This is a genomic window from Pseudoalteromonas sp. SWN166 (genome assembly GCF_015864485.1).
GTDB lineage: Bacteria > Pseudomonadota > Gammaproteobacteria > Enterobacterales > Alteromonadaceae > Pseudoalteromonas.
Genome location: NZ_JADYXB010000004.1, coordinates 116,360 through 128,244 on the forward strand (window position 1 = coordinate 116,360; position 11,885 = coordinate 128,244).

Here is an 11,885-nt window from a genome sequence, read left to right on the forward strand (position 1 = left end):
TAAATACTAGACTATGCCACCTTACACTTCCAATTTATGTCATCTTTTAGTACAAATATGTCAACTTATACTTCAAACAACATAAATTAAAATAGTTTGGGTGGCAGTCTTACCAGCCACATCTCGGCACACACGTCACAAACTGTGGCTGCTCCCTTCCGGGCCTGACCAGGTTCGCCTGCTAGTGTTGCGAGAGGACCAATAAGACTACCATTGAGGGCCTTGGTTGGCGCGGGAAGGATTATCTCTACTTTTGCTCTGTTATTCAAGGGATAATCTAAAAAGAAAGTGCGATTGCATACTTCATATACAATCGCGGCGTATTTAGCTGTTTTAGTGCGTATTAATTGCTCTCTAACTGCACTTTTATATTACGAAGTGCTGCTTTTACTTTTTTCATGTTTTCTGGGCCCATGCGTAAAAGCTGTTTTTGTGCATCAGGAAGCTGTTCCCATTCAGAGAATGCATATTGATACGTTACTGAATCACGAAGTAACGGTAAGTCACCTTCTGGCTCTGGCGTATCAAGTAATAAATCGATAGCATCTTCAAGAGTTTGATTAAACTCGTCATCGCCGTAACCAATTTCACTGTATGCATTATTAATAAGTGGCTTATATTCTTCGTACATACGAACGGCTTGCGCTGCACTCATACTGGTAAATATTTTTACATACGGTGTGTAACGCTCATAACTATTAGGGTTAATTGTTAAAATATCACCTTCATTTACGCTAAACGTTTCTTCTGGTTGAACAACAGGCGTGTGTTTTTTAGCTACTTTACCTTTAGCTAGGTTATCTACAAATACAACACCACGGCGAATTACGTCGTCGGTTACCATTAAGCCCATTACTGAATCACTTAGGTACTCGTCCATTTTAGCAACTACAACGGCATCGCTTTCATTAAGCGTTGGTAATGGTTTTACTTCAGGCACAGGCTCACTTGGGCTTTGTGCTGGTACTTCAAGCTCTGCTGGCTTTTCTGGCATAACTGATGGCGCGTCAACTACGGGATCGTTTTCAGGTTTAAGCTCCATCATTGGTTGCTCTTTTGGTGCTTGCTCTACCTCTGTGCGTGTTTGTGGCTCATCACTTGGCTTTAATAGTACAAACGCGGCTGCGCACACAACTATTATTAAAATAATAACGGCGAAAAGAAAATTGTTATTAGGCGGACGTTTTTGAACATCTGACGCTTCTGGTTTATCTGACATACAAACTCCATAAAAATTAAAAGTGCGTTATCACTCAGAGTACCCTGAGTGGAAAAAATTCATTATGAGTAGTAACTATAAATACATAACTATTTTAGCTTACAAATATAAACATAAGCTTACTGTACTTACTATTACTCAGTTATCCTTTGATTCTTCTAGCTTAAAGACTTACAGTTAATAAATAAAGTAAAGACGTAGAACAGTTTAAATACCAATATGAAAATCAAGCAAGTCGATCCAGAAAAACCAAAAATAGCCCTATTATTAACGGGCGGTGGCGCACGAGCTGCTTATCAAGTGGGTGTCCTTAAAGCGCTAGCTCATAGTATGCCTCGTACTGCTCCATTGCCATTTAGAGTAATAAATGGCACCTCTGCTGGGGCTATTAACTCTGCCGCTTTAGCATGTTACGCCTCTTGTGCACATTTAGCTGTACGAAAACTTGAATCAGTTTGGAAAAACTTTTCGACCTCTATGGTTTATAAAAGTGACTTTTTAAGTGTATTTGGTCATATTGCGCGTAATATTTTAACGAGCTTTCAGTCAGAGCATATTAATCACCCACCAGCGAGTTTGCTAAATAATCGCCCTCTACGTGGTTTGCTCAATGAGATTTTAGACTTACACCGGATAGAGCGTAACTTACACCGAAATTATTTAGATGCGCTTTCAATTACGGCTTCTAGTTATACCACGGGCGACTCTGTTGCGTTTTTTCAATCAAATACACAAACACCATGGCAACGCGCTAAACGAGAAGGCCAAGCCACGCGTATTAACGTTGAGCATTTAATGGCGTCGAGTGCGATTCCTATGGTGTTTCCAAGTGTAAATATTTATAACCATTATTTTGGTGATGGCTCTATACATCAGCTTTCGCCGCTCAGCCCATCAATTCATTTAGGGGCTGAAAAAATATTTATTATTGGGGTCGACCAACCTAAAGAGCTTCACCCACCGGGTTACTCCCCTCATTACCCTGGCTTATCGGCTGTTGCAGGGCATTTACTCGATAGCGTATTTACCGACACAATGCAGTCTGATTTGGAGCGTTTGGAACGTGTTAATCGCACTTTAGGACTATTACCTGCACGCGATAAACACCAAGAGCTAAAACAAATTGATACCTTTGTTATTAACCCTTCGCAAAACTTTAATGCTATTGCTGCGCAGTATTACGACGATATGCCGTGGGCGATTAAAGTATTGCTGCGTACAATCGGTGTTAAAAAACATTCGCAATCGAGTTTAACCAGTTACCTATTGTTTGAAAAACGCTACACCCAGCACTTAATGCAAATTGGCTATGAAGATGGCATGGCGCAGTTACCTAAAATGCGTGAGTTTTTAGAGTTAGATTAAGCCCAAACAGGCACGTTACTCTATTCCGTCGAGCAGGTAGTGCTCTACCCGCTCTACTCGCCTTGGTTTACCTTGTAGTACTAACACGTCGTTAGCTAACAAGGTTGTTTGCGCTGATGGCGTGTCTATTTCGGCTCCTTCTCTGCGCAGTGCTTTTACGAGTACTCGCCGCTTTTCTAAATTAAGATCTTCAATTGTTTTACTCACGGCATAAGCTTGCTGAGGTAGCGCAACAACGTGTAAATATTCTAATCGGTCAGTTGAGGCATCTTCGCTATCTTTAAAATACCCTGCGTAAAAGCTTTGCATTAGCGGGTAACGGTTTCGACGCTCTTTACTTACTCGGCGCACAATACGTGTCATAGGTACGCCCGACATAGACAACACATGCGACACGAGCATTAAGCTCGCCTCTAACGACTCGGGCACTACTTCGGTTACACCAAGCGCTTTTAAATAATCGAGCTGGCTGTCGTCACGAGTTCTAATAAGTATTTTAACGTTAGGTGCTATTTGTTTTATGGCATCAATAACAACTTGCGCGTGATCAAACTCAGTAAAAGTAATAATTACCAGCCGAGCTCGCTCTACTCCTGCGCATTTTAAAATATCTTTTTGCTTAACATAGCCAAATATTACAGGTTCACCCGCCGCTTTGCCTTCTTGTACAAGTATTGGGTTACTTTCAATGGCAACGTAATCTATTGCTTCGGGCTTTAAAAAGCGCGCTATGGTTTGCCCAACACGCGAAAAACCACAAATAACAACATGGTCACTGTAAAGCGTACTGCTTTGTGGCTCTGCTTCTAATGCTAAACTTGGACGATCGAGTATGCCCAAACGATTTAAAATAAACGGCGTTTTATCAATCAAAAATGGCGTAAGCGCCATTGAAAGTACACCCAACGCAATTAAAAATGAGGCTTGCTCTGAGTTTAATAACTGATGCTGCCCAGCAAGTGCAATAAGTACAAAACCAAATTCCCCCATTTGCCACAGCATGATGCCACAGGCGAGTGAATCTTGGTTTCGTTCATGCATTAGCCGCGCACTAAGTGCGACCACTGTAATTTTCAATACGAGTAAACCAAGCAATGCGCCAACAATTATTACTATATGCGCCAGTACAAATAAAATATCTAACTGCATACCCACAGTTACAAAAAACAGCCCCATTAATATATCGCGAAATGGACGTATATCGGCCTCTAACTGATGCCTGTAATGGCTCTCACCTAACATCATTCCCGCTAAAAATGCACCCAATGCCATAGACAAGCCAAACATATACGTTAAAAAGCCCGCAAATAGCGCTACTAATATGGTCGTAAGTACAAACAATTCATCGGTTCGTACTTGCGCTATTTCTTTAAAAACAATGGGCAATACCCATTTACCTATGGCCCAAAGTAGCACACATACAAAAGCCCCCTTGCTTAGGGCAAATGCTAGAGCCCAACCAATGGTTTGAGAGTCACTTGATGCAAATAAAGGGAGTATTATTAATAGAGGAACGACAGCAATATCTTGAAATAGCAGTACACCTACGGCCAATTGCCCTCGGCGCTGATTAAGCTCACCTGTTTCTTTTAATAACTTGACCACTACAGCCGTTGAAGAAAGCGCCATAATTGTGCCAATGGTAAAACTGGTGAGTAAGGAAAAGTCTAAACAATATAAAATAATAATGAAGAGTAAACTGGTTATACCTACTTGCAGCGAGCCCAGTCCAAATACTAGGTTTCGCATTGCCATTAGCCGCGAAATAGAAAACTCTAATCCTAAACTAAATAACAAAAACACAATTCCAAGCTCTGCTACAAACTCTATTTCGTGAGATTGTGCCAGCCAGCCAATGCCATGACTGCCGGCTAAAACACCAGTTGCTAGGTACGCTAAAATAGGCGGCAAGCCAATGCGTTTAAAAAACCACACAAATAACACTGCCGCTACTAATAAGCCAAAAATTTGAGCATTAATACTTTGCAAATGCAGCCTCGCGTTTAAATTAAACTAGTAGCTTGTAAGTAAATATAACAACCATCTGTTTTTCATGCAATTTTAAAATATGGCACAAAAATCGCTTAGTTATTGCAAAGTAACACCCTCGGGGGGGATTTTAGTGGAAAACGTCCATATTTTGACGCAGCGTGTGTCTGGTCGCGGTGATTTTTTGCCGTTTTCGGCCGAACATACACAAATAAACGAGTCTGCGGCAACGCATGATCTTGTTACAGAGCTACAAACAAGCCTAGTTATAGAAGATGTTTTAGCTATATATGCAAAATTTGCAAAACAATTGCTAAATTTTTCTGGATTACAGTTCCAATCAACCTTAGGTACAGCTCAAACTTCAGATAGCAATACCGGTAATACTCCATATATTTTTGATCTATCTATTGAGAAAGATCATTTAGGCCAGCTAATTTATTTTAGTAAATTCCCACTTGGTCAAGCAATTGAGAAAAAACTAAATATTTTACATACTGCGCTGGTTTATCCACTTCGCAATGCGATGATGTATAGCCGCGTACTGAAACTTGCCACAAAAGATGCATTAACAGGTTTAAACAACCGTAGTCAATTTAATGACTTTTTGCTGCAAAAGCTTGAAAACTGCCGCCGTTATCAGCGCCCATTTAGTTTAATGCTGCTTGATTTGGATAACTTTAAACAAGTTAATGACAACTTTGGTCATAAAATTGGTGACGATACACTTAAAGAATTTTCAAAAGTACTGTGTAGCAGCATACGCGGTACTGATTCAGTATTTAGATTTGGTGGTGATGAGTTTGCTCTACTTATTGAAGACCCTGAGTTTACAACTAACAAAGTCGTTGCTGAGCGCATAATGTGCTTAGTCAGAAAATCGCCATTAATGTCTAAATACAAAGTAACAACCAGCGTTGGTTTTACTTTAGCTAACAGCCAAGATAGCGAAACCGAAATTTTTGCTCGAGCCGATAAAGGTTTGTACAAAGCAAAAGCATCAGGCAGAAACTGCGCAAAAGCTTATTAATATTTGCTTAAATTAATTAAATAAAAAAGCCTAGCTTCCCCCGCTAGGCTTTTTTATTGCTAAAACTCCAATACTAAGGTTTTGCACTCACCAATTTATAAATAAACAAAGCAGCACAAAAGCCAAAAAAGAATCCACTAATTAAATTCAGTAAAGCGGTAATAGTAGCAAGTGGTGTAAATAATACTAAAAGTAGTGGGAGGCTCACGCCTAAAATAAAAAACAATCCACCCTTACCTAACCAGTAAGCCAATAAAAGTGCTGCAGATACAACCCCACCCACTACTGCATAGCCTAACGTTACAATATTTAACTCAAGTAAAACATTAGCGATAACAGCAATAACTGCGGTTATTAGCATACCCATAGGCGCTTTAGTCACTAACGACAAACCAACATGCGGCTGTTTACTCATTTATTTACACTCCCAAAAAACACCATTTTCATCAACATGCTTAGCACTCATAAAATAACCAACCACTTGCACTAATTCATCATTATAAAAAATAAGCGGCACACTGGCGCGCAACCAAGGCGCTATTTTTGCATCTTTAAACCAATGTTTTACTGTATTGCTACCCGGCTTTTTAAGTGGTTTTATACGTGCGCTATTACAATTAAAGCGCACTGTTACTTGTTCATTAGCTTTTGGAGGTCTTACTCCGCAACCGGTGTTTTTAATTAATAAGCGCCCGTCTGCAAGTTTTAACTCTGAATCATTGAGCTCAATATAATTAAGCTCAGCATCTGTTAATTCTGCACTTGGTGTTACAAAGTACAAATAACCTTGATGACGACGTATTTGTCCATCGGTTAAATCAATTAGCATTTGTGCGTCATTTTTTGCATTAACTGCTTGATTAATAATTTGTTCAAGTTGCTTTTGCGATGGCATCACTTGCGTAAATAATGCAAGCCACGCACGTACTATATTTGCAATTCGCGCTGCACTGTATTCGCTTACTTGATTAACGCACAGTGCTTGATACTCGTTAATACACTTATTTAAATCGAACTGTGTATATTCATCAAGTAGTGTTTGCTGTTGCTGTAGTAATTCAATACTTCGTGCAGTGCATTGTTCAAACCCATTAAAGCGCTCAGCTAAAACAGGCACTATTTTTGAGCGTAAAAAGTTACGATCAAAACTTTCATCTGTATTAGAGTCATCGGTTATGTGGTTAATACTAAACTGTGCTGCAAAGGCTTCTATATCGCTGCGCGCTACGTTTAACAATGGCCTAAAACATACGCGACCACTTTGAAGCAAACGTGCTTGATGCATTGCGCCAAGCCCTTTTAAACCCGAACCTCGCTTTAAGCGCAGTAAAAATGTTTCTACTTGGTCGTTTAAATGCTGGCCCAGTAATATAATACTGCCCTTTGGGCTTAGCTCATCAAGTGCTTTGTAACGGGCGTCGCGTGCTTGGGCTTCAAGACTTGTGCGCGACTGCTGCTCAATAACTACTTTCGCGGCTTCAAAGGACACATTAAGCTCTCTGCACAAATTTTGGCAAAAGCGTTGCCAGTCATCAGCATACTGGCTCAAACCATGGTGAACATAAATAGCCGATATATTAATTGCAGGGTTATCTTCTTTTAAAGTGCGCATTAAATGCAACAACACCACAGAATCAACGCCACCAGAAAGCGCCACTGTAAAAGCGGTGTTACCTTGCTCAATATAGCTATTTAATGATTTTTTTAATTGCTGATAAATTGCTGATGTATGCATATGGGCGCACTTTTATATAAAAACTCTGAACATTTTAAAGCAAAAAAGCCGCATAAGCGGCTTTTTTTAACATTTAATGTGTTTAGCAATAACCAAACGACATTAAACGTTTATAACGTTGATCAAGCATTTCCTCAAGCGTAAGCGCTTGTAGGTCTGCTAAGTCGCGTTTAAGGCGAACTTTTAAGTTACGTGCCATAGCATCGTAATTGCGGTGCGCGCCACCTAGAGGTTCATCAATTAAGTTACTGATTAAATCTAGTTCTTTAACTCGCTCTGCGGTTACACCCATAGCTTCTGCTGCAAGTGGTGCTTTGTCGGCGCTTTTCCAAAGAATAGACGCACAACCTTCAGGCGAAATTACAGAGTAAGTACTGTATTGCAACATGTTAACTCTGTCGCCAACACCAATCGCTAATGCACCACCTGAACCGCCTTCACCAATAACCGTACATATTGTCGGCACTTTAAGTGTCGCCATTACTTTTAAGTTACGCGCGATTGCTTCAGATTGACCACGTTCTTCAGCGCCAACACCTGGGTATGCACCCGGCGTGTCGATAAAGGTCATGATTGGCATTTTAAAACGCTCAGCCATTTCCATTAAGCGTAATGCTTTACGGTAACCTTCTGGCTTTGGCATACCAAAGTTGCGTTTAATTTTTTCAGCAGTGTCACGGCCTTTTTGTTGGCCAATAACCATTACTGGTTCGCCATCTAAACGCGCAACGCCTCCTAAAATAGCCGGATCGTTAGCAAAAGTACGATCGCCAGCAAACTCGTCAAATTCCGTGAAAATGCGCTCGATATAATCTCGAGTGTAAGGACGCAACGGATGACGTGCTAACTGTGATACTTGCCAAGCGCCTAAATTAGAAAAAATCTCCTGTTTTTGTTTGGCACTTTTTTCTTTTAATTTGCTGACTTCCTCTTCTAACTCAAGGTCTAATTCGCCAGCGCGGCTTATATTTTGTAATTCTTCAATTTTTGCTTCTAATTCTGCAATTGGAAGCTCAAAATCAAGATAATTGAGGCTCATGCTCTAAACTACCTAATTAGTTAAATTCTAGTTCTACATCTTGCGCAGCCATGAGTGATAACTTATGAATTAAGTCGTCGCTCGGCGTAACACACCATTCGATCCCAAGAGTTAATTGCGCCAACGCATCTGGACGTTGGTAATAAACCTTGATCGGACACGTTCCCATTTTATAGGGTTCGAGTACTTTTTGTAATTTATCGAAGAAACCTGCCTCGACTTGCACCATATTCAGCGTCATTTTAATCGCTTTAATGCGTTTTTCACGCGCTTGAGCAATGGTGTTTATTTCTCTGGCGGTCATTGTAATACCACCGGAGAAGTTATCAAAGCTGACCTGTCCAGATATTACCAAGATATTGTTAACTTGGAGCATATCTTGGTACTTTTCAAACTCGTCTGAATACAAGCGTACATCAATCCGTGCACTCTTGTCATCTAAAGTTACTAAGGCCCAACGATTTCCTTTTTTATTAATTAATACCCTAGAGGCAATCACTAAACCAGCAGCGGTTGCAAATACATCACGGTTAGTTGGCTGTAAATCAACTATTTTTCCGCTGGTATAATGCTTAAGTTCACGGCGGTACTGATTTATCGGATGCCCAGTTAAATAAAGGCCTAGCGTTTCTTTTTCGCCTTCTAACCACTCGTTATCGGTGAGTCCTGTGGCTTTAATAAAGGCTTGTTCAACCTCATCAGGCTCGGTGGCTAATAAACCAAACAAATCACTTTGCCCTAACAGCTCCGCTTTATTGTGTTGGTCAGCCGCACGCATTGCATCCTTTAAGCTAGCTAATAATGTAGCACGCCCTGGTTGTGTTTTTTCTGGCCCTAACTTATCAAGTGCACCTGAATAAATTAATTTTTCGGTTACGCGTTTATTTAAGCGCTTTAAGTCAACTCGGGCACAAAAATCGAATAAATCTTTAAACGGACCACCTTTAGCACGCGCTTCTAGTATTGCATCAACCGGTGCTTCACCCACGCCTTTAATTGCGCCAATGCCGTAAACAATTTCGCCTTGCAGGTTTACTGTAAACTTAAACTCGCCTGCATTTACGTCTGGCGGCAATAAGGTGAGCTTCATGTTTTCACATTCATCCACCAAAATAACTATTTTGTCGGTGTTATCCATATCGGCCGACATTACTGCAGCCATAAACTCTGCAGGATGATGCGTTTTCATCCACAGCGTCTGATACGATACTAATGCATATGCCGCTGAGTGAGATTTATTAAAACCATAACCTGCGAACTTTTCTACCAGATCGAAGATTTTTATTGCGAGTTCGCCGTCAATGCCGTTATTTCTTGCGCCATCTTCAAATGTTGAACGCTGCTTTGCCATTTCTTCGGGTTTTTTCTTACCCATTGCACGGCGAAGCATGTCGGCGCCGCCTAGCGTGTAACCTGCTAGCACTTGCGCAATTTGCATTACTTGTTCTTGATACAAGATAATGCCGTAAGTTGGCTCGAGTATTGGTTTTAAGCTTTCGTGCTGATACTGCGCATCTGGGTATGAGATTTCTTCTCGGCCCAATTTTCGGTCGATAAAGTTATCTACCATGCCTGATTGCAGCGGACCCGGGCGAAACAAGGCCACCAATGCAATCATATCTTCAAAACAATCGGGTTTTAAACGGCGTACTAAGTCTTTCATACCGCGCGATTCTAGCTGGAATACAGCGGTTGTTTCGGCGCGAAGTAGTAACTCAATACTTTTTTTATCATTCAGTGGGATGGTGTTTATATCAACGAGGTCTTTACCTTGGCGCTCCATGCGCACGTTGGTCATTTCGACCGCCCACTGCAATATTGTCAGTGTACGTAAACCCAAGAAATCGAACTTAACTAAGCCTGCAGTTTCTACGTCGTTTTTATCAAACTGTGTGACCGGAAACTTACCTTCGTCATCGCAATAAAGCGCGGCAAAGTCGGTAATAGTGGTTGGCGATATTACTACGCCACCCGCATGTTTACCGGCGTTACGTGTACACCCTTCTAGAATGCGACACATATCGATTAAATCTTTTACTTCATTGTCGCCATCGTAGGCTTCTTGCAAGCGCGGTTCTATATCAAACGCTTTAGCAAGTGTCATCCCAGGATCGCCCGGGATCATTTTAGAAATACGATCGACAAACCCGTAAGGATGCCCAAGCACTCGCCCTACATCGCGTATTACCGCTTTTGCAGCCATGGTGCCAAAGGTAATAATTTGCGATACCGCATTACGCCCATACAAAGCCGACACGTGATCAATTACTTCGTCTCGTCTGTCCATACAAAAATCGACGTCGAAATCGGGCATTGATACACGTTCAGGATTCAAAAATCGCTCGAAAAGTAAATCGAATTCTAGCGGATCCAAGTCTGTAATTTTAAGTGCGTAAGCAACCAATGAACCAGCACCTGAACCACGACCAGGTCCAACAGGAATATTGTTATCTTTACTCCACTGAATAAACTCCATTACGATTAAGAAGTAACCCGGGAATCCCATTTGGTTAATTACGCCAAGCTCTATATCGAGTCGCTCATCGTATTCAACACGTTTTACTTTTCGCTCTTCTTCGTCGGGGAATAAAAACTGCAGTCGCTCTTCAAGACCATCTTCTGACACTTTAACTAAAAACTCATCAATCTTGAGTGAGCCAGTTGGGTAATCAGGTAAAAAGTAAGTCCCTAGCTGAACCGTTACATTACAACGTTTAGCTATTTCTACTGTGTTTTGTAGGGCTTCTGGAATGTCGCTAAACAGCTCAGCCATTTGCTCTGATGTTTTTAGGTATTGTTCTTCAGAGAATCGTTTAGGCCTGCGTTTATCGTCAAGCGTGTAACCATCAAAAATAGCAACGCGAATTTCGTGCGCTTCAAAGTTTTCAGGCTTTAAAAACACTACTTCGTTGGTCGCTACAACAGGTAACTGCTCTTTTGTAGCAAGCTCTACCGCCATGTGTAAGTAGTCTTCTTCAAGCGGTCGGTTAGTGCGAACAAGCTCAAGGTAATAGTTATCGCTGAAATGCTGCTTATAAAAGCTAACTACCGACTCAATAACACTTGGATTATTTTTTAGTAACGCCTTACCTAAGTCACCATCTTTAGCGCCAGAGAGAATAATTAAGCCCGTTTTATGCTCCACCAGCCATTCTCGGTCAATCACTGGGCGATGAAACACATGCCCACGTTGATACGCTTTAGATATTAATAAGGTAATGTTTTTATAGCCGTCGTTGTCTTTGGCTAATATAGTTAAGCGGCTTGGCTCGTCAGGAAATTCTGGGCTACGAACCCAAAAGTCAGCACCCACAATAGGCTTAATACCGGCGTTATGTGTTGCGCCATAAAAACGCACTAAGCCACAAAAGTTCATTTGATCGGTAATCGCAATAGCGGGCATTTGCAGCTCTTGCGCTTTAGCAACTATTGGCTTTGTTTTAGCAAGGCCGTCAACCATCGAAAAATCTGAATGAACTCTTAAATGAACAAAATCAGGAGCAGCCAT

The 11,885-nt window shown here is 41.1% G+C and carries 8 protein-coding genes and 1 other RNA gene; 2 read left to right on the forward strand and 7 right to left on the reverse strand.

The window, feature by feature from the left end; all coding sequences use genetic code 11:
* Nucleotides 1–107 precede the first annotated feature (107 nt).
* Nucleotides 108–204: signal recognition particle sRNA small type (gene ffs / locus I6F49_RS03880), an RNA gene on the reverse strand.
* Nucleotides 205–343: 139 nt separating this feature from the next.
* On the reverse strand, nucleotides 344–1,219 hold the full coding sequence (locus tag I6F49_RS03885) for a DUF3014 domain-containing protein (RefSeq protein ID WP_197178548.1): 876 nt from the start codon (nucleotides 1,217–1,219) through the stop codon (nucleotides 344–346).
* Between the two features lie 219 nt (nucleotides 1,220–1,438).
* Here I6F49_RS03885 and I6F49_RS03890 point away from each other — a divergent pair, with 219 nt between their 5' ends.
* Nucleotides 1,439–2,584 carry a patatin-like phospholipase family protein gene (locus tag I6F49_RS03890; RefSeq protein ID WP_024599802.1) on the forward strand — a complete coding sequence of 382 codons (1,146 nt, stop codon included), beginning with the start codon at nucleotides 1,439–1,441 and terminating at the stop codon, nucleotides 2,582–2,584.
* 15 nt (nucleotides 2,585–2,599) lie between these two features.
* Here I6F49_RS03890 and I6F49_RS03895 read toward each other — a convergent pair whose 3' ends face one another.
* Complete coding sequence (locus tag I6F49_RS03895; RefSeq protein ID WP_197178550.1) at nucleotides 2,600–4,573, reverse strand: monovalent cation:proton antiporter-2 (CPA2) family protein; 1,974 nt, start codon at nucleotides 4,571–4,573, stop codon at nucleotides 2,600–2,602.
* Nucleotides 4,574–4,706: 133 nt separating this feature from the next.
* On the opposite strand from I6F49_RS03895, the gene I6F49_RS03900 reads away from it, so the two are divergent.
* Nucleotides 4,707–5,603 carry a GGDEF domain-containing protein gene (locus tag I6F49_RS03900; protein ID WP_197178552.1) on the forward strand — a complete coding sequence of 299 codons (897 nt, stop codon included), beginning with the start codon at nucleotides 4,707–4,709 and terminating at the stop codon, nucleotides 5,601–5,603.
* A 73-nt stretch (nucleotides 5,604–5,676) separates the two neighbouring features.
* Here the strand turns inward: I6F49_RS03900 and I6F49_RS03905 are convergent, their stop codons facing one another.
* The 4 genes from I6F49_RS03905 to dnaE form a co-directional block, all read right to left on the reverse strand.
* On the reverse strand, nucleotides 5,677–6,018 hold the full coding sequence (locus I6F49_RS03905) for a hypothetical protein (protein ID WP_197178554.1): 342 nt from the start codon (nucleotides 6,016–6,018) through the stop codon (nucleotides 5,677–5,679).
* Nucleotides 6,019–7,338, reverse strand: a complete 1,320-nt coding sequence (tilS, locus tag I6F49_RS03910; protein WP_197178561.1) for a tRNA lysidine(34) synthetase TilS — start codon at nucleotides 7,336–7,338, stop codon at nucleotides 6,019–6,021.
* 82 nt (nucleotides 7,339–7,420) lie between these two features.
* Nucleotides 7,421–8,377, reverse strand: a complete 957-nt coding sequence (gene accA / locus I6F49_RS03915) for an acetyl-CoA carboxylase carboxyl transferase subunit alpha (protein ID WP_007581016.1) — start codon at nucleotides 8,375–8,377, stop codon at nucleotides 7,421–7,423.
* A 16-nt stretch (nucleotides 8,378–8,393) separates the two neighbouring features.
* Nucleotides 8,394–11,885 carry a DNA polymerase III subunit alpha gene (gene dnaE, locus I6F49_RS03920; RefSeq protein WP_197178563.1) on the reverse strand — a complete coding sequence of 1,164 codons (3,492 nt, stop codon included), beginning with the start codon at nucleotides 11,883–11,885 and terminating at the stop codon, nucleotides 8,394–8,396.

Excerpts from the sequence above, each read along its gene's own strand:
- I6F49_RS03905 (WP_197178554.1), bottom strand. The coding sequence starts at position 6,018 with ATGAGTAAACAGCCGCATGTTGGTTTGTCGTTAGTGACTAAAGCGCCT.
- I6F49_RS03885 (WP_197178548.1), bottom strand. The coding sequence starts at position 1,219 with ATGTCAGATAAACCAGAAGCGTCAGATGTTCAAAAACGTCCGCCTAAT.
- dnaE (WP_197178563.1), bottom strand. The coding sequence starts at position 11,885 with ATGGCTGCTCCTGATTTTGTTCATTTAAGAGTTCATTCAGATTTTTCG.
- I6F49_RS03890 (WP_024599802.1), top strand. The coding sequence starts at position 1,439 with ATGAAAATCAAGCAAGTCGATCCAGAAAAACCAAAAATAGCCCTATTA.
- tilS (WP_197178561.1), bottom strand. The coding sequence starts at position 7,338 with ATGCATACATCAGCAATTTATCAGCAATTAAAAAAATCATTAAATAGC.
- accA (WP_007581016.1), bottom strand. The coding sequence starts at position 8,377 with ATGAGCCTCAATTATCTTGATTTTGAGCTTCCAATTGCAGAATTAGAA.